This window comes from Streptomyces sp. YKOK-I1, assembly GCF_054660435.1.
Genome location: NZ_BAAGDR010000001.1, coordinates 7,212,269 through 7,232,817 on the forward strand (window position 1 = coordinate 7,212,269; position 20,549 = coordinate 7,232,817).

Sequence of the window (20,549 nt, forward strand, 5' to 3'; positions counted from 1 at the left end):
GATGGGGTTCGCGCGTACGTGTTCGGTGGCGCTGGTGGGTGTCGAGGGCGTCGTCGTCGAGGTCCAGGCGGACCTGGAGCCCGGGGTGGCGGCGTTCACCCTCGTGGGCCTGCCGGACAAGAGCCTGACGGAGAGCAGGGACCGGGTACGGGCGGCGGTGGTGAACTCGGGCGCCGAGTGGCCGCAGAAGAAACTCACCGTCGGACTCAGCCCGGCGTCGGTGCCGAAGGCCGGAAGCGGCTTCGACCTGGCCGTCGCCTGCGCGGTACTGGGCGCGTCGGAACGGATCGACCCCCGGGTCCTCGCCGACATCGTGATGATCGGGGAGCTCGGGCTGGACGGCCGGGTCCGCCCGGTCCGGGGCATCCTGCCCGCCGTGCTGGCCGCGGCGGAAGCGGGCTACGAACAGGTCGTCGTCCCCGAGTGCGCGGCGGCCGAGGCCTCGCTGGTGCCGGGCGTCTCCGTCCTCGGGGTGCGCAGCCTGCGCCAGCTGATCGCGGTCCTCGCGGACGAACCCGTGCCGCAGGAGGATCCGGACGACCTGGGCCGCCCGGATCCCCTCCTCGCCGGCCTGCGTATGCCCGGCACGGGCGCGGCCACGGGCATGCACAGCCTCGGCGCCGCCCAGCACGACCTGGGGCACGACCTCGCCGACGTGGTGGGCCAGCGCTCGGCACGGACCGCGGTGGAAGTCGCCGCGGCCGGCGGTCACCACCTCTTCCTCGAGGGGCCGCCGGGAGCGGGCAAGACCATGCTCGCCGAGCGGCTGCCGGCCGTCCTGCCCGTGCTGACCAGGGAGGATTCCCTGGAGGTCACGGCGGTCCACTCGATCGCCGGGCTCCTGCCGCCCGGCAAACCGCTGATCGACGTGGCCCCGTACTGCGCCCCGCACCACTCGGCCACGATGCAGTCGCTGGTCGGCGGCGGGCCGGGGATCGCCCGTCCCGGCGCTGTCTCACTCGCCCATCGCGGCGTGCTCTTCCTGGACGAGGCCCCGGAATTCAGCACACAGACCCTCGACGCGCTGCGCCAGCCCCTGGAGGCGGGCCATGTCGTGATCGCCCGCAGTGCGGGCGTGGTGCGCTTCCCGGCGCGGTTCCTGATGGTGCTCGCCGCCAACCCCTGCCCCTGCGGCCGCTTCTCGCAGCGCGACTCCCTGTGCGAGTGCCCGCCCTCGGCGATCCGCCGCTACCAGGCCCGGCTCTCCGGACCGCTCCTCGACCGGGTCGACCTGCGGGTCGAGGTGGACCCCGTCGGCCGGCACGAGCTCGCTCACCGCGGTCCCGGTGGCGAGTCCACGGCGACGGTCGCCGACCGGGTCCGAGCCGCGCGTGAGAGGGCGGCGGCCCGGCTCGTCGACACCCCGTGGCGGACCAACAGCGAGGTGCCGGGACGCGAGCTGCGCAGCCGCTGGCACGCGCGGTCCGGTGCGATGGACGAGGCCGAGCGGAACCTGGAGCGGGGTGTGCTCACCGCCCGCGGGCTCGATCGCGTCCTGCGCGTCGCCTGGACCGTCGCGGACCTCGTCGGCCACGACCGGCCCGACGCCACCGACGTCGCCCTCGCCCTGCAACTGCGGACCGGGGTCCCGCGCGGTGTGCCCATGGCTCTCGGGGCCCTGACGTGAACCACACCGGCGAGCCGGACTCCGGCCGGCTCGCCCGGGTCTTTCTCTCTCGGGTGTTCGAGCCCGGGGACGAGACCGGGGGGCGGTGGGCGCGGGAGTGGGGGTGTGCGGAGGTGGCGCGGCGGTTGCGGGAGGACCGGGAGCCGCCCCCTGGGGTGAGTGAGCGGCGGTGGGAGGGGCTCAGGGCGCGGGCCGCGGTGGCCCGGCCGGACCGGGATCTCGCGGTGGCCGAGGCCGCCGGGGTGCGGTTCCTGTGTCCCGGCGACACGGAGTGGCCCGGCACCCTGGACGACCTCGGGGACGCCCGGCCGCTCGGGCTGTGGGTGCGGGGCCGGCCCAGCCTGCGGATATGGGGCCTGCGCTCGGTCGCCGTCGTCGGCGCCCGCGCCTGCACCGAGTACGGCGCCCACATGGCCACCACGCTGGCGGCAGGCCTCGCCGAGCGGGGGTGGGTGGTCGTCTCCGGCGGGGCGTACGGCGTGGACGGCGCCGCCCACCGCGGCGCCCTCGGGGCCGGCGGCGCCACCGTCGCCGTCCTGGCCTGCGGGGTCGACCGGCCCTACCCGCGCGGCCACACCGAGCTGATCAACCGGATCGCCGAGCAGGGACTGGTCGTGGGGGAGCTCCCGCCGGGGGACCATCCCACGCCCAGCAGGTTCGTCCTGCGCAACAGGGTGATCGCCGCGCTCACCCGGGGCACCGTGGTCGTCGAGGCCGCCCACCGCAGCGGTTCCCTCGTCACCGCACGGGCGGCCCAGCGGCTCGGCCGGCACACCATGGGCGTCCCCGGGCCCGCCACCAGCGGACTCTCCGCCGGAGTGCACGAACTGCTGCGCGGCGAGGCCGAACTCGTCACCGACGCCGCGGAAGTCGTCGAACTCGTCGGCGACATGGGCGAACTCGCCCCGCCCCGGCGCGGCCCGGTCCTCCCGCGCGACCTGCTGGAACCCGGCGCCCGCCGCATCCTGGCGGCCCTCCCCGCCGACCGCCCCGCCCGCGCCGAGGAGATCGCCCGCGGCGCCGGGACCACCCCGGACGACGCGATCGCGAGACTGTACGAACTCAGAGCACTCGGTTACGTCGAACGACACGGCGACGGCTGGAAGTTGACACGCCAGGCGATCGTCTCCGTTCGAGGGGCTCCCGGGGCGTGCTGACCGAGCGTGTTCGGCCGTCCGGGGGAACGCCGAAGACCTTGGGATTTCCCGTAGTTGACACCCCGCGGCGGTCACCCGGCGCGACCGCCGCGACCCGGTGGGGCGGTCGGCGGAACGTATCTGCGCACCAGGGCGGACACGCTCTTCGCGCACCGCGACACCCCAGTCACGCTACGCTCACGAGGATTCCGGTACAGAACGGCAGCAGAGCGACTTCAGACCAGCAGGACACCCAGGTACCCCCGACTCCACGTACTTCACGGCAGAACGGCACAAGGCGACGAATGCCCCAGCACACCTCCGGGTCCGACCGGGCGGCGGTCCCCCCAGCCGCCCGCGACGGTGGCGGCGTGCGGCCGCCCGCTCCCTCGACACTCGACGAGCTGTGGCGGTCGTACAAGGCGACGGGGGACGAGCGGCTGCGGGAGCAGCTGATCCTGCACTACTCGCCGCTCGTGAAGTACGTGGCCGGCCGGGTGAGCGTCGGTCTGCCGCCCAATGTGGAACAGGCCGACTTCGTCTCCTCGGGGATCTTCGGGCTGATCGACGCGATCGAGAAGTTCGACCTCGACCGTGAGATCAAGTTCGAGACGTACGCGATCACCCGTATCCGGGGAGCCATGATCGACGAACTGCGGGCGCTCGACTGGATCCCCCGGTCGGTGCGCCAGAAGGCGCGCAACGTCGAGCGGGCGTACGCGACGCTGGAGGCGCGGCTGCGGCGGACCCCGACGGAGGGCGAGGTGGCCGCCGAGATGGGCGTCGGCGTCGACGAGCTCCACGCGGTCTTCAGCCAGCTCTCGCTCGCCAACGTGGTCGCCCTGGAGGAACTGCTGCACGTCGGCGACGAGGGCGGCGACGGGCTCAGCTTCATGGACACCCTGGAGGACACCGCCGCGGACAACCCCGTGGAGGTGGCCGAGGACCGCGAGCTGCGACGGTTCCTGGCCCGGGCGATCAACACCCTGCCCGACCGGGAGAAGACCGTCGTCACGCTCTACTACTACGAGGGCCTCACCCTCGCGGAGATCGGGAACGTGCTCGGGGTGACCGAGAGCCGGGTCAGCCAGATCCACACCAAGTCGGTGCTCCAGCTGCGCGCGAAACTGGCGAGCTTCGGTCGCTGACCGGGTCCGGCAGCGGCGGAGCGGGCGCAGTCACTCCCGTACGGCGGGGAGCGTCCGTAAAGTGGTCGGCGTGCCAAGGATTCGAGCGGCCTCCGTGGCCGAGCACCGGTCGATGCAGCGTGCCGCCCTGCTGGACGCGGCACGCTCCCTGCTGTCCGAGGGCGGGACGGAGGCGCTGACCTTCCCCGCCCTCGCCGAGCGGACGGGACTCGCGCGCTCCTCCGTCTACGAGTACTTCCGCTCACGGGCGGCCGTGGTCGAGGAGCTGTGCGAGGTCGACTTCCCCGTGTGGGCGGCGGAGGTCGAGGCGGCGATGGCCGCCGCCGACGGGCCCCGGGCCCAGGTCGAGGCGTATGTGCGGAGCCAGCTGGCGCTGGTCGGGGACCGGCGGCACCGGGCCGTGGTGGCGATCTCGGCCAGTGAACTGGACGCCGGCGCCCGGGAGAAGATCCGGGCCGCCCACGGCGGGCTGGTGGCGATGATCGTGGAGGCGCTGGCGGAGATGGGACACGCGGAGCCCCGGCTGGCGGCGATGCTGGTGCAGGGCGTCGTGGACTCGGCCGTGCGCAGGATCGAGCTGGGGGCCGCCGAGGAGCCGGAGGCGATCACCGGGGCCGCGGTGCGGATGGTCCTGCGGGGCGTCTGCGGCTGAGCCGCGAGCGGGAGCAGCCGTGACGGGCCCCTCCGCAGAAGCCGGGCCGGCAGCAGGTCCAGCGGGTTCAGGTAGGTCCTGCCTCGCCTCAGTCCCCAGTGCAGACAGGCCGACGCGCAGGGGGACCCCGTGGGTTCCAGCTCGGCGATCACCTCGCCCGGGGCGACCTCGGCGCCCTTGCGCACCAGCGGCCGTACCGGCTCGTAGGTCGTTCTGAGGTCCGTGCCCGTCAGCTCCACGGACACCACACCCCGTCCCGCCACCCGGCCCGCGTACGCCACCCGGCCCGCCGCCACCGCGCGGACCGGTGCGCCGGGGGCGGCCGCGAGGTCGACTCCGCGATGGCCGCGGGCGTAGGGCGTCGGCGGTGGCTCCCAGGCGCGGAGCACCGGCGGGCGGGTGCCCACCGGCCAGTTCCGGGCGATCGCCGGGGGCGGTGGCGGTCGGTCCGGTGGCCCGGGCGGGGCATCCGCCCGGGCCGGCATCGACGTCACGGTGATCAGCAGGAGCAGCAGCAGACAGGTGCGGCGCAGCGCGTTCATGACGGAACGGTCCCGCGACCGCGCCGATCACGGGCGGGGCTGTGGACAAACCGCCGGTTGTGGAGAGCGGCGTCACCCGGTGCCCCGTCGGTCCCGTACACTTCTTCTGGCGATCCGGGTCACCGGGTCGACTTCGCACGCCCCGGTATCGGGAGCCCGGCCCAGGTCGGTCCTCCGGTATCCGCGCCCCTCGGTCCTTCGTGGCTCGGCGCACCGCGGGCGTCAGGCGCGGGAGCCGTCCGGCCCCTGCGGCACAACCGAGAAACCCAAGGAGAACGGCCATGGCCGTCGTCACGATGCGGGAGCTGCTGGAGAGCGGCGTCCACTTCGGTCACCAGACCCGTCGCTGGAACCCGAAGATGAAGCGCTTCATCTTCACCGAGCGCAACGGCATCTACATCATCGACCTGCTCCAGTCGCTGTCGTACATCGACCGCGCCTTCGAGTTCGTCAAGGAGACCGTCGCCCACGGCGGCACGGTCATGTTCGTCGGCACGAAGAAGCAGGCGCAGGAGGCCATCGCCGAGCAGGCCACCCGCGTCGGCATGCCCTACGTCAACCAGCGCTGGCTGGGCGGCATGCTCACCAACTTCTCGACCGTCTACAAGCGTCTGCAGCGCCTCAAGGAGCTCGAGCAGATCGACTTCGAGGACGTCGCCGCGTCCGGTCTGACCAAGAAGGAGCTTCTCGTGCTCTCGCGCGAGAAGGCCAAGCTGGAGAAGACCCTCGGTGGTATCCGTGAGATGTCCAAGGTTCCCAGCGCCGTCTGGATCGTGGACACCAAGAAGGAGCACATCGCGGTCGGCGAGGCCCGGAAGCTGAACATCCCGGTCGTCGCCATCCTCGACACGAACTGCGACCCCGACGAGGTCGACTACAAGATCCCGGGCAACGACGACGCGATCCGCTCCGTCACCCTGCTCACCCGCGTGATCGCCGACGCCGTCGCCGAGGGCCTCATCGCCCGCTCCGGCGTCGCCACCGGCGACAAGGGCGAGAAGGCCGCGGGCGAGCCGCTGGCCGAGTGGGAGCGCGACCTGCTCGAGGGCGAGAAGAAGGCCGACGAGGCTCCGGCCGCCGAGGCCCCCGCTGCTGAGGCCCCCGCTGCCGAAGCTCCGGCCGCCGAGGCCGCTGAGGCCGCTGAGGCCCCCGCCGAGGCTCCGGCCGCGGACGCCGAGCAGGCCTGACCGTCCAGCGTCACGGTTGACGGCGGGGGCGGCGACATCAAGTCCGCCCCCGCCGTTCACCCGTAGGTCGGCACAGAGTCGGAGAGCTACCGCCCACTGGAGCTCCCAGACCGTGCAGATCTTCGAGATCGTCGATCTTCCAGACTTCGAGAAAGATTCACAGACTCATGGCGAACTACACCGCCGCCGACGTCAAGAAGCTCCGTGAGCTCACCGGCGCCGGCATGATGGACTGCAAGAAGGCGCTGGACGAGGCCGAGGGCAACGTCGAGAAGGCCGTCGAGGCGCTCCGTATCAAGGGCCAGAAGGGCGTCGCCAAGCGCGAGGGCCGCTCCGCCGAGAACGGCGCCGTCGTCGCGATCATCGCCGACGACAACGCCTCCGGCGTCCTGGTCGAGCTGAAGTGCGAGACGGACTTCGTCGCCAAGGGCGAGAAGTTCCAGAGCGTCGCCAAGGCCATCGCCGAGCACGTCGCCGCGACCTCCCCGGCCGACCTCGCCGCGCTCCTCGCCTCCGAGATCGAGGCCGGCAAGACCGTCCAGGCGTACGTGGACGAGGCCAACGCCAACCTCGGCGAGAAGATCGTCCTGGACCGCTTCGCGCAGTTCAACGACGGTTTCGTCACCGCGTACCTGCACCGCACGATGCCCGACCTGCCCCCGCAGATCGGTGTCCTCGTCGAGCTGGACAAGCCGAACGCCGAGGTCGCCCGCGGCGTCGCCCAGCACATCGCCGCCTTCGCGCCGAAGTACCTGGCCAAGGAGGACGTGCCGGCCGAGGTCGTCGAGTCCGAGCGCCGCATCGCCGAGGAGACCACCCGCGCCGAGGGCAAGCCCGAGGCCGCGATCGCCAAGATCGTCGAAGGTCGTCTCAACGGCTTCTTCAAGGACGCGACGCTGCTCGGTCAGCCGTACGCGCTCGACAACAAGAAGTCCGTCCAGAAGGTCCTGGACGAGGCCGGTGTCACCCTGAAGCGCTTCTCGCGCATCAAGGTCGGCATCTGAGTCCGTACCGCGACGGACGCCTGCTCCCTATAGGGTCGTAGGCAATCGTCCCGGTACGCCGTCACGCGCGCGTGCGTGACGGACGACAGCAGATCTGAGAAGGAGGCCATTGCCGCGCACGGGTTGCGAACGACACCCCACCGGCAATGGCCTTCTTCGTATGTGCACCACGTGAAAGAGGCGGGATCTCCCATGACCACCAAGGCCCAGAAGAACGACGACGGCACGGTACACGGCCGGTTTCTGCTGAAGCTGTCCGGTGAGGCATTCTCCGGCGGTGGGGGCCTGGGCGTGGACCCCGACGTGGTGCACAAGATCGCCCGTGAGATCGCGGCCGTGGTGCGCGACGGCGCCGAGATCGCCGTCGTCATCGGCGGCGGCAACTTCTTCCGCGGCGCCGAGCTCCAGCAGCGCGGCATGGACCGGGCCCGCTCGGACTACATGGGCATGCTCGGCACGGTCATGAACTGCCTCGCCCTCCAGGACTTCCTGGAGAAGGAGGGCATCGACAGCCGCGTACAGACCGCCATCACCATGGGGCAGGTGGCCGAGCCGTACATCCCGCTGCGGGCCGTGCGCCACCTGGAGAAGGGCCGCGTGGTCATCTTCGGCGCCGGTATGGGCATGCCGTACTTCTCCACCGACACCACCGCCGCCCAGCGCGCCCTGGAGATCGACGCCCAGGCGCTGCTCATGGGCAAGAACGGGGTGGACGGCGTCTACGACTCCGACCCCAAGACCAACCCCGCGGCCGTCAAGTTCGACGCCCTCGGCTACGGCGAGGTCATCACGCGCGACCTCAAGGTCGCCGACGCCACCGCCATCACGCTGTGCCGCGACAACAAGCTCCCCATCCTCGTCTTCGAGCTTCTGGCGGAGGGCAATATCGCCCGCGCCGTCAAGGGTGAGAAGATCGGCACGCTGGTGGGTGAGCAGGGCAGCCGGGGCTGACCGGGAAATCCCCGGGTTCGTACGACAACACCTGACCGGGGGACGGACCCCGGTCGGAGGATGGACAATGTCCTGCCGGACGGTAACCGTGCAGGAAGAAGACGCGACGCAGCCGGCCGCCGCCACCGACAGTGAACCGCAGCCGGGCCTTACTCAAGACACGCAGGAGCAAGTGGTGATCGAAGAGACCCTCCTCGAGGCCGAGGAGAAGATGGAGAAGGCCGTCGTGGTCGCCAAGGAGGACTTCGCCGCGATCCGCACCGGCCGTGCGCACCCGGCGATGTTCAACAAGATCGTGGCCGACTACTACGGCGCGCTGACGCCGATCAACCAGCTGGCCTCGTTCTCCGTGCCGGAGCCGCGCATGGCGGTCGTGACCCCGTTCGACAAGACGGCGCTGCGCAACATCGAGCAGGCCATCCGCGACTCCGACCTGGGGGTCAACCCCAGCAACGACGGCAACATCATCCGGGTGGTGTTCCCCGAGCTCACCGAGGAGCGCCGCCGGGACTACATCAAGGTCGCCAAGGGCAAGGCCGAGGACTCCCGGGTGTCCATCCGTTCCGTGCGCCGCAAGGCCAAGGACGCGATCGACAAGCTCGTCAAGGACGGCGAGGTCGGCGAGGACGAGGGCCGCCGTGCGGAGAAGGAGCTCGACGACACCACCGCGAAGTACGTCGCTCAGGTGGACGAGCTCCTCAAGCACAAGGAAGCGGAGCTGCTCGAGGTCTGATGAACGACTCTTCCTGGGGCTCTCCGCCACCAGCCGGGACACAGGCCGGGTACTGGGGGCCCACCGACCAGGGGGCCTACCAGGGGCCTGTCCAGGGGGCCGCCCCGGCGGGTCCCACGTACGATGCGCCTGAGGCGCAGCAGACTCGCCCCATGCCCATCGTCCCCGACGTACCCGCGCACGGCGGAAACCAGGATGACGACCCGGGGGCCGCCCGGCTGGGCGGCCCCTCGTTCCGCGACGAGGCGTACCGCCCCATGGCGCCCGACCAGGCGCCCTTCGGTGCGGAGACGTTCCGCCACGAGACCCCGTCGGCACCGCCCCATGCGGCGGTGCCGCAGAATCCGGAGCCCATGCCCGCAGCCCCACAGCCCGCGCCCGCACCGCAGAAGAAGAGTGCGGGCCGAGACCTGGGCGCGGCCATAGGAGTCGCGGTCGGGCTCGGTGTGGTGATCGTCGCGTCGCTGTTCATCGTCAAGGCCGTGTTCGTCGGCGTGATAGCGGTCGCCGTCGTCGTCGGGCTGTGGGAGCTGACCAGCAGGCTGCAGGAGCGCAAGCAGATCAAGGCGCCGCTCGTGCCGCTCGCGATCGGGGGCGCCGCGATGGTCGTCGCCGGATACGTCCGGGGACCCGAGGGCGCCTGGGTCGCCATGGCGCTGACCGCGCTGGCGGTCCTGGTCTGGCGGATGACGGAACCGCCCGAGGGCTACCTCAGGGACGTCACGGCGGGTGTCTTCGCCGCCTTCTACGTCCCCTTCCTGGCCACGTTCGTCGCCCTGATGCTCACCGCGGACGACGGCGCGCAGCGCGTCCTGGCGTTCTTCCTCCTCACGGTCGTCAGCGACACCGGTGCGTACGCCGTCGGCTGGCGCTTCGGCAAGCACAAGCTCGCCCCGCGCATCAGCCCCGGCAAGACCCGTGAGGGCCTGCTGGGCGCGGTGTCGTTCGCGATGGTCGTGGGCGCGCTGTGCATGCAGTTCCTGATCGACGACGGCCAGTGGTGGCAGGGGCTGCTGCTGGGTCTCGCGGTCGCCGCCAGCGCCACGCTCGGCGACCTCGGCGAGTCCATGATCAAGCGGGACCTGGGCATCAAGGACATGGGCACGCTGCTCCCGGGGCACGGCGGCATCATGGACCGTCTGGACTCGCTGCTGCCGACGGCTCCGGTCGTCTGGCTGCTGCTCGTGCTGTTCGTCGGCTCGGGCTGACCGGCGCCGGCACGTCCACCTTGCCCGCGGGCCCCCGTCCTGATCCCCAGGACGGGGGCCCGCGGCCTTTACCCGACCTCCCACAGAGTGGGACGATTCTCCCTGTAGGCCCCTTTCATCAGGCCCCTTTCATTGCCTTTTGTGGTCAATCATCCGGAAAGGGGGCAGGCGTCATGTCCGGCTTCCGTGAATCGATCGACGTGGACCGCAGCCCCGACGACGTGTGGGCGTACCTCATCGACCCGTCCCATCTGCCCGAATGGCAGGCGAGCGCGGTCTCGGCCGAGCAGCTCGACCCCGGCCCGATCCAGGTCGGCTCCCGGCTGCGCATCACCCGGCACGTCGGCCGTCGGGAGATCCCGATGACCATGGAGTACACCGAGTACGACCCCCCGCACGTCTGGGGTCTGCAGGGCGTCGACGGTCCCGTCCGCGGCCATGTCCACGGCGAGATCACCCCCCTCGACGACGGCCGCCGCTCCCGCGTGACCATGGAACTCGACTTCGAGGGCAAGGGCATGGGCAAGGTCCTCCTCCCGCTGGTCGTCCGCCCCCAGGTCCGCAAGGAACTGCCACTGAACGAACGGCTTCTGAAGGAAAAGCTGGAGCACGGGACGGCGTAGACGCTGTCCTGGGCATGCCCTGTCGCTCACGCGGCAATGACATTCCCGTGTCGGCACCACGTGGTGCCGACACGGGAATGTCGCGAAGGGGGCTCCCGCTGCGGGCGGGTGGCCTTACCTATTTCTGAGTGTCCTCCTCGGCCGCATTCCGCAGCTGCTGCTCCCTGCGGATTCCGTGCAGCACTCCCAGATGGTAGGCCGCGCTCAGATGCTCGCGTCCCTTGCGGCGGACAGGGAACAGGACGGCCAGGCTGAGCACGATCACCACGCTCGCCCCGGTGAGGCGTACCTCCTGCGTGAGCAGCGAGAGCGCCTCGTGTGCGAGCACGAGAAGAGCCAACAGCAAGAAGGCCAGACTCGCGTACCAAAAACGCCTGTACTTGCCATCCAGCTCATTGGGTGGATTCTGCGACATACACGTTCCGATCTGTGGTGCAGGGCCGATAACGCGCTGTGTGCACTGTTGGTCGATGATTCTCACACCAGAGTTGTTTCATGCAAAATGAAAATAGACTGCCAAATTTCATCATGATGCAACCGGTGTAGCTCATATTTGATCGATTTACATCAATTTTCAGATTTCCGTGACGGCTCTCCTCCAGCGAGACTCGGAGCCGCCCAGGCCCCTGGGAGCCGGCCACCCGAGTGGATCTGCGACACTGGTACGGCCATGCCTAAGCCCGGAGAACTTACTTTTGTCGCGCCGCGCGGAGCCAAGAAGCCGCCGCGGCATCTTGCCGATCTTTCGCCTGCGGAGCGGAAGGACGCCGTCGCGGAGATCGGTGAGAGGCCGTTCCGTGCCAAGCAGCTGTCGCAGCACTACTTCGCGCGGTACGCGCACGACCCGGCGGAGTGGACCGACATCCCCGCCGGTGCGCGGGAGAAGCTGCGGGAGGCGCTGCTGCCCGAGCTGATGACCGTCGTACGGCATCTGTCGACCGACGAGGGCACCACCCGCAAGACGCTGTGGCGGCTGTTCGACGGGACGCTCGTCGAGTCGGTGCTGATGCGGTACCCGGACCGGGTGACGATGTGCATCAGCTCGCAGGCGGGGTGTGGCATGAACTGCCCCTTCTGTGCCACCGGGCAGGCCGGGCTCGACCGGAATCTGTCCAGCGCCGAGATCGTGCACCAGATCGTGGACGGGATGCGGGCGCTCAGGGACGGGGAGGTCCCGGGCGGGCCGGCGCGGCTGTCCAACATCGTCTTCATGGGGATGGGCGAGCCGCTCGCCAACTACAAGCGGGTCGTCACCGCGATCCGGGCGCTCACCGATCCCGCTCCGGACGGGCTCGGGCTGTCGCAGCGCGGGATCACCGTCTCGACGGTCGGGCTCGTGCCCGCCATCCACCGGTTCGCCGACGAGGGCTTCAAGTGCCGGCTCGCGATCTCGCTGCACGCGCCGGACGACGAGCTGCGCGACACCCTCGTCCCCGTGAACACGCGGTGGAAGGTGCGGGAGGTGCTCGATGCCGGATTCGACTACGTGGAGAAGTCGGGGCGGCGGCTGTCCATCGAGTACGCCCTCATCCGTGACATCAACGACCAGGCCTGGCGCGGGGACCGGCTCGGGCGGCTGCTCCGCGGCAAGCCCGTGCACGTCAACCTCATCCCGCTGAACCCGACCCCGGGTTCGAAGTGGACGGCCTCGCGGCCCGAGGACGAGAAGGCGTTCGTCGAGGCCATCGCGGCGCACGGGGTGCCCGTCACCGTCCGGGACACCCGTGGCCAGGAGATCGACGGAGCCTGTGGTCAGCTGGCGGCCACCGAGCGGTAAAATCTGGCCACGTCCTATCGTCACACCCGCATAGCGTCATCCACATCTTCATATTCCGACAGGGGAGCGCCACAGCGCTGAGAGTGCGGCAATCGGGCCGCAGACCCTCTGAACCTCGCCCAGGTCATTCTGGGTAGGAAGTTCGGTCATCGCTCAAGCTGTTGTGCCCTGCCCGGCGTCCCCGGGCGGGGCCGCGTTCTTCCTGGCCAACCCCAGGAGGACATCCAGTGCACATCAAGACCCTCGTGGCGGCGACGGTCGGCCTCGGCCTCGTCACGCTGTCCGCATGCGGTGCGGACTCGTCCGGCGCCAAGAGCGCCTCGGACACCAAGACCGTCACCCTCGTCAGCCATGACTCATGGGCCGTCTCCAAGAACGTGCTCGCCGACTTCGAGAAGCAGTCCGGCTACCAGGTCAAGGTCCTCACGGACGGCGACGCGGGCCAGGCCGTCAACAAGGCCGTCCTGACCAAGGACAACCCGCAGGGGGACGTCTTCTTCGGTGTCGACAACACCCTGCTGTCGCGTGCGCTCGACAACGGTCTGTTCCAGTCGTACCAGGCCAAGGGGCTCGACCAGGTCGGCAGCGCGTATCAGCTGGACGCGGGCAGGCACCGGGTCACGCCGATCGACTACGGCGACATCTGCGTCAACTACGACAAGGAGTACTTCGCCGACCACAAGCTGGCCCCGCCGACGTCGTACGACGATCTGATCAAGCCTGCCTACAAGAACCTCCTCGTCACCGAGAACGCCTCCACCTCCTCCCCGGGCCTCGGCTTCCTCCTCGGCTCGGCGGCGAAGTACGGCGACGACGGCTGGGAGGGCTACTGGAAGAAGCTCAAGGCCAACGGGGTGAAGGTGGTCGACGGCTGGGAGCAGGCCTACAACGAGGAGTTCAGCGGATCCGCCGGCGGCAAGAAGGCGAAGGCCGACCGGCCGCTCGTCGTGTCGTACGCCTCCTCCCCGCCCGCCGAGGTGATCTACGGCGACCCCAGGCCCAGCACCGCCCCGACCGGCGTCGCGACCGGGACCTGCTTCCGGCAGATCGAGTTCGCGGGGCTGCTGAGCAACGCGAAGAACAGCGCGGGCGGGAAGGCGCTCATCGACTTCCTGATCTCCAAGGAGTTCCAGGAGGACATGCCGCTCAACATGTTCGTCTATCCGGTGGTGGAGGGCGCGAGCGTGCCCGCCGAGTTCACGAAGTACGGGCCCGCCGCCAAGGACCCCGAGACCATGGACCCGGCGAAGATCGCCCAGAACCGCGACCAGTGGATCAAGTCGTGGACCTCGCTCGTCCTGAGGTGACCAGGGCCCACCGGCCTTCCGGGAGCGCGGCGCGGCTCGGGCTGATGGCCCTGCCCGTCGCGTTCTTCGGGCTGTTCTTCGCCTATCCCGTCGCCGCGATCGTCGCCCGCGGGCTGAAGGCCGACGGGAGGTGGCGGTTCGGGCGGGTGGCCGACGTCCTGGGCCAGTCCGACATCCGGCACGTCCTGTGGTTCACCACCTGGCAGGCGGTCGCCTCCACCGCGCTCACTTTGGTGGTGGCGCTGCCGGGCGCGTATGTCTTCGCCCGCCTGGACTTCCCGGGCAAGCAGGTGCTGAGGGCCGTGGTGACGGTGCCGTTCGTGCTGCCGACGGTGGTCGTCGGCAGCGCGTTCCTCGCGCTCGTCGGGCGCGGCGGTCTGCTGGACGAGCTGTGGGGCGTACGGCTGGACACCACCGTGTGGGCGATCCTGCTGGCGCACGTCTTCTTCAACTACGCCGTCGTCGTACGGACCGTCGGCGGGCTGTGGGCGCAGCTCGACCCCCGGCAGGAGGAGGCCGCACGGATGCTGGGCGCGTCCCGGCTGCGGGCCTGGCGCACGGTGACCCTGCCCGCCCTCGGGCCGGCCGTGGCCGCCGCCGCGCTGATGGTCTTCCTGTTCACCTTCACCTCCTTCGGGGTGGTCCAGATCCTCGGCGGGCCCACCTTCTCCACCCTGGAGGTGGAGATCTACCGCCAGACCTCGGAGATCTTCGATCTCTCCACCGCGGCCGTCCTGACGATCGTGCAGTTCGGGGCCGTGGGCGCGATTCTCGCCGTACACGCGTGGACCGTGCGGCGGCGGGAGACCGCGCTGCGGCTGGTGGACGCGAACCTCACCGCGCGGCGGCCGCGCGGGACCGGGCAGTGGGCGCTGCTGGGCGGGGTGCTCACGAGCATCGCGCTGCTGCTCGTGCTGCCGCTCGGCGTGCTGGTGCAACGGTCCCTGGACGCACCGGACTTCGCCTACTACCGGGCGCTGACCAGCGAGGAGGGCAATGTCTTCCTGGTGCCGCCGATCGAGGCGATCGGCAACTCGCTGGAGTACGCCGCCGCCGCGACCGCGATCGCGGTGCTGATCGGCGGGCTGGCCGCCGCGGCGCTCGCCCGACGCGACGCGGGGGGGCTGGTACGGGGCTTCGACGCGCTGCTGATGCTGCCGCTGGGCGTGTCGGCGGTGACCGTCGGCTTCGGGTTCCTGATCACCCTGGACGAGCCCCCGCTGGATCTGCGCGCCAGCTGGATCCTCGTCCCGCTCGCCCAGGCGCTGGTCGGGGTCCCCTTCGTCGTACGGACCATGCTGCCCGTGCTGCGGGCGGTGGACCACCGGCTGCGGGAGGCGGCGGCGGTGCTGGGGGCGTCGCCGTGGCGGGTGTGGCGGGAGGTGGACCTGCCGATGGTGCGGCGGGCGCTGCTGGTCGCGGCCGGGTTCGCCTTCGCGGTGTCGCTGGGGGAGTTCGGCGCCACCGTGTTCATCGCGCGGCCGGACCGTCCGACGCTGCCGGTGGCGGTGGCACGGCTGCTGGGCCGGGCCGGTGAGCTCAACTACGGGCAGGCGATGGCCCTGTCGACGATTCTGATGCTGGTGTGCGCGGTGGCCCTGCTGGTGCTGGAGCGGCTGCGGATCGACCGGACGGGGGAGTTCTGATGCTGCTGGGACTCGAGGCGGCCACCGTGCGGTTCGGCGGGCGGGCGGTGCTCGACGGCGTGGATCTGGAGGTCGGCGAGCACGAGGTGGTGTGTGTGCTGGGGCCGAGCGGGAGCGGCAAGTCGACGCTGCTGCGGGCGGTCGCCGGTCTGCAGCCCCTCGACTCCGGCCGGGTGTTGCTCGACGGGCGCGACCAGACGGGGGTGCCCGCGCACAGGCGGGAGCTGGGTCTGATGTTCCAGGACCATCAGCTGTTCCCGCAGCGGGACGTCGGCGGCAACGTGGCGTTCGGGCTGCGTATGCACGGCGCGTCACGGAAGGAACAGCAGGAGCGGGTGAGGGAGTTGCTCGACCTCGTCGGTCTCCCGGGCGCCGACCGCCGGGCGGTCGCCGCGCTCTCCGGCGGTGAGCAGCAGCGCGTCGCGCTCGCCCGGGCCCTCGCGCCCCGCCCCCGGCTGCTGATGCTGGACGAGCCGCTCGGCCAGCTGGACCGCTCGCTGCGGGAGCGGCTGGTGGTGGAACTCCGGGAACTCTTCGGCCGCTTGGGCACCACCGTCCTCGCGGTCACCCACGACCAGGGCGAGGCGTTCGCGCTCGCCGACCGGGTGGTGGTGATGCGGGACGGGCGGATCGCCCAGTCCGGTACGCCTGTTGACGTGTGGCAGCGGCCGGCGGACGCGTTCGTCGCGCGGTTCCTCGGCTTCGAGAACGTCGTGGAGGCGAACGTCAGCGGCGAGGCCGCGGTCACGCCCTGGGGCAAGGTGCCGGTCCCGGAGGGCTCTCCGCAGGGCCCGTGCACGCTCCTCGTCCGTCCCGCCGGAGTCCGTCTCGTCCCCGCCGACGAGGGCCTGCGCTGCACGGTCGCCGCCCGTACCTTCAAGGGCACCCATGTCGCCGTACACCTCCAGCCGGAGGGCGCGCCGCGCCTGGAGGCGGCGTGCGCGCTGCGGGAGGCGCCGGCGACCGGAGACACGGTCGGAGTGACCTTCGACGCCACGGAGACGGCGGTGCTGGCCCGAGCCTGAGGGGCCCGGGGGCCGAGAGAGCGCGTGGCCCGCCCTCCGGGTGGGAGAGCGGGCCACAGGGGTGGTGCGGGGGTGCGTCAGCGGTTGCCGGAGCCCCGGCGGCGCATGCCGAAGAACACCGCGCCGCCGCCGATGACGACGAGCAGACCGGCGATGCCCGCGATCAGGCCGGTGTTGGAGGCACCGGTCTCGGCGAGGTTGGACTCCTGGGCCGCGGGCGAGGGGGCGTTGTCCGAGGAGGGCACCGTGCTGTCGTCCGACGACGATTCCGAGGGGCTCGGGGTGGCCGTGTCGGCCGGGGTGGACGGGGTGCTTGACGGCGTCCCGGACTCCGACTCGGAGGCGCTCGGCGACGGCGAGGCGGTGTCGTCGTCCGGCGCGCAGGCCTCGGCCGGGGTGGTCAGGTTGCCCGCGATGTCCTCGTCGACGAGGACCTTCTCCTTCTTGACGGCCTTGACGTGGATCCGGTACACCGCGTTGGGCGCCCAGTCCTCGGCGAAGGTGATGACGGCGCCCTTCTTGGAGCCCTCGACCGTCTGCTCGCCGACCTGGCGGAGGTCGGCGCCGTTGTTCTCCAGGAAGACGGTGACGACGGCGGGCACGCCCGAGGCGTCCTTGTCGGTGACCGTGATGACGCCCTTGGTGCCGTCGCATCCGGCAGCCGCGGAGAAGTCACCTATCTCGCAGGCCAGCGCGCTGCCCGCGGCGCTGAGCGCGAGGGCGGCGGAGGCGGCGGTGACACCGAGGAAACGCACCGAACGAGCGGCGGTACGGCGGGAAAGGGACACGTTTGTCCTTAGGGGGAAGCGCAACTGCGGGGGGTGGAGGGGGAGATGGCGCCCCCGGTGATGCCGAGTGCGTCACCATCCCCAGCAGACTCACAGGTCTATAAGCGTTCCATAAGAAGTGTCAATGCGGGGACCGCTCCCAGGGATCGGCTTTGCCCGCTTATTAACCGGCGAGACGTTTCAATGCCGCCGGAGCCTCCTCGATCCGGTCAACGAGGGCGATACGGGACTCCATCGACCGCTCCCGGGCGAGTGAGCACAACAACGGCCAGGCCGGCAGCCGTTCGGTCCAGTGCTCCCGGTCCACCAGCACCATCGGCGTCGGCTCGCCGCGCGACGCGTAGTAGTTGGGCGTCGCGTTGTCGAAGATCTCCTGTACGGTCCCGGCGGCGCCCGGCAGGAAGACCACACCGGCGTTGCAGCGGGCCAGCAGGCCGTCCTCGCGGGTGGCGTTGGAGAAGTACTTGGCGAGGTGCGCGGCGAACGGGTTCGGCGGCTCGTGGCCGTAGAACCAGGTCGGTATGCCCACCGAGGGGCCGCCGCCCGGCCAGGTGGCGCGGACCTCGAAGGCGGCCCGGGCCCAGTCGGTGACCGAGGGCGTGAACGTGGGCGCCTTGGCGAGCAGCCGCAGGGCGTCGGCGAGCATCGCGGCGTCGAACGGGGCCGCGTACGCGCCGAGGTTGGCCGCCTCCATCGCGCCGGGGCCGCCGCCGGTGGCCACCATGAGCCCCTCGCGGGCGAGTTCCCGGCCGAGGCGGGCCGCACCGGCGTAGGCGTCCGTGCCGCGCGCCATGGCGTGGCCCCCCATCACCCCCACCACCCGCGCGCCGACGAGGAGTTCGTCGAGCGCGTCGGACACGGCGTCGTCGTGGAGCGAGCGGAGCATCGAGCCGAAGATGTCGCCGTCGGACTTCGTCCGCTGGAACCAGGCGTAGGTACGGGCGTCGGGTGTCGCCTCGTAGCCCTCGTCGAGGGAGTCGAACAGCTCGTCGGGGGTGTAGACGAAGCCGCGGTACGGGTCGAAGGACAGGTCCGGTACGGGCGGGAAGACCAGGGCGCCCGAGGCGCGGGCCTTGGCCGCCGCGTCCGGCGCCATCGGGCAGCCCAGGAACAGGGCGGCCGAGGTGTCGAGCGCGAGCAGGACGTCCGTACGGTCCGTCAGGTCGACGGCCTGGACGCGGAAGTGGTGGAGGGTGCCGAAGTCGCGGACCACCTCGTCGAATTCGGCGAGGGACTCGATCTCACGATCGTGGGAACCGTCGAACGGCTGGGCGGGTGTCGTCGGATGCACCCGCCCATGCTAGGCACCGCCGTACGGACGGGGGATCAGCCCTCGACGGCCGCCGGGTCCATCCAGACGATCTCCCAGGTGTGCCCGTCGAGGTCGTCGAAGGAACGGCCGTACATGAAGCCCATGTCCTGCGTCTCGCCGCTGGGGGTGGCGCCGAGGGCGAGCGCGCGGTCGACCAGCTCGTCGACCTTCTCGCGGCTCTCGGAGCTCAGCGCGACGAGGACCTCGCTGGTCGTCGTGGCGTCCGCGATCTCCTTCTTGGTGAAGGTCGCGTAGAACGGCTTGGTGAGCAGCATCGCGACGATTGTGTCGCTGATGACCACCGAGGCCGCGTTGTCGTCGCTGAACCGGGGGTTGATCGAGTAGCCCAGCCCGGTGAAGAACGTCTTCGAGGCGTCGAGGTCGGTCACGGGCAGGTTGACGAAAATCATCTGCTGGTAGGCGGGGGCGGTCATCGGTCTCTCCCGTCGAGGGTGGGTGGGTGCGGTATGCGGTGGGGTAGACCGCGGGGTCGCGCGGAACTCATCGCCGGGCGCGCTCCTTTTTTCTCACTGGGCCGGTTTTCTCACTGGGCCGGTTTTCTCACTGGGCCAGGGGGAGGGAGGCCAGTTCCGCCACCATCAGGGTCAGGGGGACGAAGAGGCTCAGGAGCGCGGCGGCGCGCAGGGCGGCGGCGGCGCGCAGGGTCTTGCCGGGGGCGCCGAGGCGGAGCAGGGCGGCGGTGGTGTCGGCGCGGGCCTGCCTCGCCTCCACGGCCGCCGTGAGGAGCGTGGCGACCGTGCAGCACGCCACGACCGCGGCGCCGAGGGTGGTGAGGGGGCCGGAGGAGGGGTCGGCGGGGTCGTACAGGGCGGCCGCCGCGTACGCGCCCGAGGCCACCGCGCAGACCACGCCCAGGGGGCGGCCGATACGGGCGGCCTCCTGCATCAGGCCGCGGCCCGCGAGGAGGCGGAGGGCGCCGGGGCGGGCGGTCTGCAGGAGACGGCCGCAGAGATGGGTGAGGCCGGGGCCGGCGAGGGCCAGACCGATCGCCGTGAGGGTCCAGCCGAGGAGGACCGCGGTGGGGGCGGTGGGCAGGCCGGTGGGGAGGGGGAGGGCGGAGGCGGTGGAGGTACGGCTGGCGTAGCCCTCCACGGCGAGGCCGGTGGCCAGGAGCGCGGCGCCCCAGGGGAGGGCGGTGGGGTCGGGGAAGGTGTCGGGGGCGTCCGCGGTGCCGTCCGCCGGGGTCGGGGGGTGGGGTGCGTCGCCCGCCTGTGCTTCGCCGGTGGCTCGATGGCCCGCGGGCTTGCGGGGCGGGCGAGCGGCGAAGGCTCCGGAGGCCGATCGGACCGCCACGAGCGTGTCCCTGGGGCAGAGCATCAGGGCCACCGAGACGGAGGCCGTGACCGGGACCAGGGAGAGCAGGGTGAGGGCCGCCGGCAGGGGCAGGGGGTGGTCCGCGGCCAGGAAGTCGGTCGCCGCTCCGTCGAAGGGCATACCGGTGAGGTCGCCGCGGAGGTGCAGGAAGAGGAGGAGGGCCAGCATCGAGCCGAGCAGGGTCGCCAGGGCCGTCGTGGTCGCCGAGACGGCCATCAGCCGGGCCGGGCCCAGGCCGATGGCCGCGAGACCGGGGCGGGGGCGGGTGCCGGGGTCGGTGCGGGCGACCGCGAGGGCGAGGTGGACGGTGGCGGCCAGGGGGACCGTGCACCAGGCGAGGCGGAGCAGGGAGCCGGGGGAGGCCTCGGGGTGGGTCAGGGCGTGGCCGAGGGTGGAGAGGAGGAGGAAACCGGTGGCCGCCGAGGCCGCCGCGACCAGGAGGCGGCGGGCCTGTACGGCGGGATGCGCGCTGCGGGTCAGACGGAGAGCGAGCACGCGGCCCCCCGCCCTTCCGCCTCACCCCGACCACCCGACACCCCATGCCCACC

The 20,549-nt window shown here is 71.3% G+C and carries 19 protein-coding genes and 1 pseudogene; 14 read left to right on the forward strand and 6 right to left on the reverse strand.

Annotated elements, in window-relative coordinates; translation table 11 throughout:
- Position 1: 1 nt before the first annotated feature.
- From ACYQ8Q_RS32295 to ACYQ8Q_RS32310, 4 genes are all read left to right on the forward strand, one after another.
- Positions 2-1,627 carry a YifB family Mg chelatase-like AAA ATPase gene (locus ACYQ8Q_RS32295; protein WP_460069931.1) on the forward strand — a complete coding sequence of 542 codons (1,626 nt, stop codon included), beginning with the start codon at positions 2-4 and terminating at the stop codon, positions 1,625-1,627.
- On the forward strand, positions 1,624-2,784 hold the full coding sequence (gene dprA, locus ACYQ8Q_RS32300) for a DNA-processing protein DprA (RefSeq protein WP_460069932.1): 1,161 nt from the start codon (positions 1,624-1,626) through the stop codon (positions 2,782-2,784). Before ACYQ8Q_RS32295 ends, dprA begins: the two co-directional genes overlap by 4 nt.
- A gap of 284 nt (positions 2,785-3,068) precedes the next feature.
- A complete protein-coding gene (gene whiG / locus ACYQ8Q_RS32305; protein WP_460069933.1) occupies positions 3,069-3,911 on the forward strand; it encodes an RNA polymerase sigma factor WhiG in 843 nt (280 codons plus the stop codon).
- A gap of 94 nt (positions 3,912-4,005) precedes the next feature.
- A complete protein-coding gene (locus ACYQ8Q_RS32310) occupies positions 4,006-4,563 on the forward strand; it encodes a TetR/AcrR family transcriptional regulator (RefSeq protein ID WP_460073579.1) in 558 nt (185 codons plus the stop codon).
- Here the strand turns inward: ACYQ8Q_RS32310 and ACYQ8Q_RS32315 are convergent.
- Positions 4,557-5,105, reverse strand: a pseudogene (locus tag ACYQ8Q_RS32315) (M23 family metallopeptidase); the annotation flags it as partial. The gene ACYQ8Q_RS32310 and the pseudogene ACYQ8Q_RS32315 sit on opposite strands and share 7 nt — an antisense overlap.
- Positions 5,106-5,386: 281 nt before the next feature.
- Between ACYQ8Q_RS32315 and rpsB the strand changes: the two are divergent.
- The 6 genes from rpsB to ACYQ8Q_RS32345 all read left to right on the forward strand — a co-directional run bounded on the left by rpsB (position 5,387) and on the right by ACYQ8Q_RS32345 (position 10,811).
- The gene (gene rpsB, locus ACYQ8Q_RS32320; protein WP_460069935.1) at positions 5,387-6,292 is read left to right on the forward strand and encodes a 30S ribosomal protein S2; all 906 of its coding nucleotides are present in this window, start codon (positions 5,387-5,389) and stop codon (positions 6,290-6,292) included.
- A 167-nt stretch (positions 6,293-6,459) separates the two neighbouring features.
- On the forward strand, positions 6,460-7,296 hold the full coding sequence (tsf, locus tag ACYQ8Q_RS32325) for a translation elongation factor Ts (RefSeq protein WP_460069937.1): 837 nt from the start codon (positions 6,460-6,462) through the stop codon (positions 7,294-7,296).
- A gap of 192 nt (positions 7,297-7,488) precedes the next feature.
- On the forward strand, positions 7,489-8,247 hold the full coding sequence (gene pyrH / locus ACYQ8Q_RS32330; protein WP_460069940.1) for a UMP kinase: 759 nt from the start codon (positions 7,489-7,491) through the stop codon (positions 8,245-8,247).
- Positions 8,248-8,422: 175 nt separating this feature from the next.
- Complete coding sequence (gene frr / locus ACYQ8Q_RS32335; RefSeq protein WP_055633754.1) at positions 8,423-8,980, forward strand: ribosome recycling factor; 558 nt, start codon at positions 8,423-8,425, stop codon at positions 8,978-8,980.
- Positions 8,980-10,188: a phosphatidate cytidylyltransferase gene (locus ACYQ8Q_RS32340; protein ID WP_460069943.1), complete on the forward strand. Its 1,209-nt coding sequence runs from the start codon at positions 8,980-8,982 to the stop codon at positions 10,186-10,188. Before frr ends, ACYQ8Q_RS32340 begins: the two co-directional genes overlap by 1 nt.
- Before the next feature lie 173 nt (positions 10,189-10,361).
- Entirely contained in the window at positions 10,362-10,811 is a 450-nt protein-coding gene (locus tag ACYQ8Q_RS32345; RefSeq protein ID WP_460069945.1) for an SRPBCC family protein, read from the forward strand.
- Between the two features lie 118 nt (positions 10,812-10,929).
- Here the strand turns inward: ACYQ8Q_RS32345 and ACYQ8Q_RS32350 are convergent, their stop codons facing one another.
- Positions 10,930-11,139: a hypothetical protein gene (locus ACYQ8Q_RS32350; protein ID WP_460069947.1), complete on the reverse strand. Its 210-nt coding sequence runs from the start codon at positions 11,137-11,139 to the stop codon at positions 10,930-10,932.
- A 342-nt stretch (positions 11,140-11,481) separates the two neighbouring features.
- Here ACYQ8Q_RS32350 and rlmN point away from each other — a divergent pair, with 342 nt between their 5' ends.
- From rlmN to ACYQ8Q_RS32370, 4 genes are all read left to right on the forward strand, one after another.
- Positions 11,482-12,588, forward strand: a complete 1,107-nt coding sequence (gene rlmN, locus ACYQ8Q_RS32355; RefSeq protein ID WP_460069950.1) for a dual-specificity RNA methyltransferase RlmN — start codon at positions 11,482-11,484, stop codon at positions 12,586-12,588.
- A gap of 227 nt (positions 12,589-12,815) precedes the next feature.
- Positions 12,816-13,895 carry a thiamine ABC transporter substrate-binding protein gene (locus tag ACYQ8Q_RS32360; protein ID WP_460069953.1) on the forward strand — a complete coding sequence of 360 codons (1,080 nt, stop codon included), beginning with the start codon at positions 12,816-12,818 and terminating at the stop codon, positions 13,893-13,895.
- 44 nt (positions 13,896-13,939) lie between these two features.
- A complete protein-coding gene (locus ACYQ8Q_RS32365) occupies positions 13,940-15,541 on the forward strand; it encodes an ABC transporter permease (RefSeq protein WP_460073581.1) in 1,602 nt (533 codons plus the stop codon).
- Positions 15,541-16,566 carry an ABC transporter ATP-binding protein gene (locus ACYQ8Q_RS32370; protein ID WP_460069955.1) on the forward strand — a complete coding sequence of 342 codons (1,026 nt, stop codon included), beginning with the start codon at positions 15,541-15,543 and terminating at the stop codon, positions 16,564-16,566. The genes ACYQ8Q_RS32365 and ACYQ8Q_RS32370 overlap by 1 nt, the downstream gene beginning before the upstream one ends.
- A 77-nt stretch (positions 16,567-16,643) precedes the next feature.
- Here ACYQ8Q_RS32370 and ACYQ8Q_RS32375 read toward each other — a convergent pair whose 3' ends face one another.
- From ACYQ8Q_RS32375 to ACYQ8Q_RS32390, 4 genes are all read right to left on the reverse strand, one after another.
- The gene (locus tag ACYQ8Q_RS32375; protein WP_460069957.1) at positions 16,644-17,354 is read right to left on the reverse strand and encodes an LAETG motif-containing sortase-dependent surface protein; all 711 of its coding nucleotides are present in this window, start codon (positions 17,352-17,354) and stop codon (positions 16,644-16,646) included.
- Between the two features lie 163 nt (positions 17,355-17,517).
- Positions 17,518-18,645, reverse strand: coding sequence for an LOG family protein (locus tag ACYQ8Q_RS32380; protein WP_460069959.1), 1,128 nt, complete (start codon positions 18,643-18,645; stop codon positions 17,518-17,520).
- 35 nt (positions 18,646-18,680) lie between these two features.
- Positions 18,681-19,100 (reverse strand): VOC family protein, encoded by a 420-nt coding sequence (locus ACYQ8Q_RS32385; RefSeq protein ID WP_460069960.1) that lies wholly within the window; start codon positions 19,098-19,100, stop codon positions 18,681-18,683.
- Between the two features lie 127 nt (positions 19,101-19,227).
- Complete coding sequence (locus ACYQ8Q_RS32390; protein ID WP_460069961.1) at positions 19,228-20,496, reverse strand: hypothetical protein; 1,269 nt, start codon at positions 20,494-20,496, stop codon at positions 19,228-19,230.
- Positions 20,497-20,549 lie beyond the last annotated feature (53 nt).

Bases quoted from the DNA above. Each gene is read 5' to 3' on its own strand.
- ACYQ8Q_RS32370 (WP_460069955.1), top strand. From the start codon at position 15,541: ATGCTGCTGGGACTCGAGGCGGCCACCGTGCGGTTCGGCGGGCGGGCG.
- ACYQ8Q_RS32365 (WP_460073581.1), top strand. From the start codon at position 13,940: ATGGCCCTGCCCGTCGCGTTCTTCGGGCTGTTCTTCGCCTATCCCGTC.
- tsf (WP_460069937.1), top strand. From the start codon at position 6,460: ATGGCGAACTACACCGCCGCCGACGTCAAGAAGCTCCGTGAGCTCACC.
- ACYQ8Q_RS32295 (WP_460069931.1), top strand. From the start codon at position 2: ATGGGGTTCGCGCGTACGTGTTCGGTGGCGCTGGTGGGTGTCGAGGGC.
- rpsB (WP_460069935.1), top strand. From the start codon at position 5,387: ATGGCCGTCGTCACGATGCGGGAGCTGCTGGAGAGCGGCGTCCACTTC.
- whiG (WP_460069933.1), top strand. From the start codon at position 3,069: ATGCCCCAGCACACCTCCGGGTCCGACCGGGCGGCGGTCCCCCCAGCC.
- rlmN (WP_460069950.1), top strand. From the start codon at position 11,482: ATGCCTAAGCCCGGAGAACTTACTTTTGTCGCGCCGCGCGGAGCCAAG.
- pyrH (WP_460069940.1), top strand. From the start codon at position 7,489: ATGACCACCAAGGCCCAGAAGAACGACGACGGCACGGTACACGGCCGG.
- ACYQ8Q_RS32385 (WP_460069960.1), bottom strand. From the start codon at position 19,100: ATGACCGCCCCCGCCTACCAGCAGATGATTTTCGTCAACCTGCCCGTG.
- ACYQ8Q_RS32340 (WP_460069943.1), top strand. From the start codon at position 8,980: ATGAACGACTCTTCCTGGGGCTCTCCGCCACCAGCCGGGACACAGGCC.
- ACYQ8Q_RS32345 (WP_460069945.1), top strand. From the start codon at position 10,362: ATGTCCGGCTTCCGTGAATCGATCGACGTGGACCGCAGCCCCGACGAC.